Source organism: uncultured Leptotrichia sp. (genome assembly GCF_938036635.1).
GTDB classification, from domain to species: Bacteria; Fusobacteriota; Fusobacteriia; order Fusobacteriales; family Leptotrichiaceae; genus Leptotrichia; species Leptotrichia hongkongensis.
This window is the reverse complement of record NZ_CALHQO010000241.1, coordinates 1-1301: the sequence shown is the minus strand read 5'-3', so window position 1 is coordinate 1301 and position 1301 is coordinate 1. Positions and strand designations below refer to the sequence as shown.

General features: G+C 31.6%; 1 protein-coding gene. It reads right to left on the bottom strand.

Annotated elements, in window-relative coordinates; genetic code table 11:
• Positions 1 to 1301: autotransporter domain-containing protein (locus tag Q0370_RS04655; protein WP_299572757.1), on the bottom strand; the 1301-nt coding region annotated here is incomplete at both ends.

Genomic DNA, 1301 nt, shown 5'->3' with positions numbered 1-1301 from the left:
CACAAAATCTCCTTTTTTAACATCATAGCCTGTTTCCAAATATCCTGAAATTACTTTATCATTATGCTTAATTTTAGCTCTTGAAACATCATTTGCAGATAAAATAATATCTCTTTTAACTTTACTGTTTACAAATCCAAGTCCAATTCTTCCTTGCATGTAGAATGGAATATTTTTGTTTCCTAATCTTCCATACAATGAAATTCCAAAATTATCTGCATCTGACTTTCCACCATGTCTATCAAATTTCACATTTCCTTTTGAATAGGACAAAGCTGTTCCTAAAATCAGATTTTCTCCAAATTTCTTATCAATTCCAACTTGCCCGCCATAAACTTTAGTCTTTCCTTCGGCATACCCGTCTTGTTTCAACTTTCCACTTGCACCAATTCCAGAAATCCACAATCCGAACTTATCTCCAATGTTGTCAAGTGTCCCAAGCATTACAAGTCTATTCGACAAATTCTTATTTACAGTTTGCGACTGCTGAAATGTCAAAGCCTGAGCTGAGGCATAAATTTGCCCTGACAAACTATCCAGTGCACTTGAACTCGAAGATAACGAATTTTTTTGCAGTTTTGCCGCACTTAAAGCAAACTTAGAAATATCTGCATTTCCTTCTTCAATTTTTTTATCCAGTTCCTTAAAGGAAACTTCCACATTTTTAGCCACATTTTTTTGCATTTCATCGCTGTCACTTAAATTATTAACGTAGTCTTCCACATTTTTTCTGCTAATTGTAGCTTTAATTGAATTTTCAGTATTTTCCACTTTTCCGTTAATCAATTCATCAGTTTTCACATTTGAAAATTGTCCTTTAATTCCATTTTCAGCCTCAATAACTGTCGCTGTTATTGGTTTCGCTGTAACATAACTATTACTCAAAAGATTCATTGTTGCTCCCATTTTTTGTTTTTTTTCTTTTCCGTTTATAGTTACCGTTCCTTTTACTATTAACTTTGTACCTATTTCAGCTTGTGTTATTGAACCGACTGTTGCTACATAATCTCCTGATATAATTGCTCCACTTCCATCATTTTTTAATATTCCTTCATTTAAAACATTTACTTTTCTTGTATCACTACCTATTTTTGTGTTATATCCTACTATTAATGTTCCACTTTCCCTTATTTTTACATCTGAATAATGACGATTTCTTATTTCAAGTATTCCTTCTTCTATTATTGTTCTACCAGTAAAATAATTATAGCTATCTAAAATTAATGTACCTTTTCCTTTTTTTACAAAATCTCTATCAATAACAATCTTTTCAACAGAATCATCTGGAAGCATAAATGATA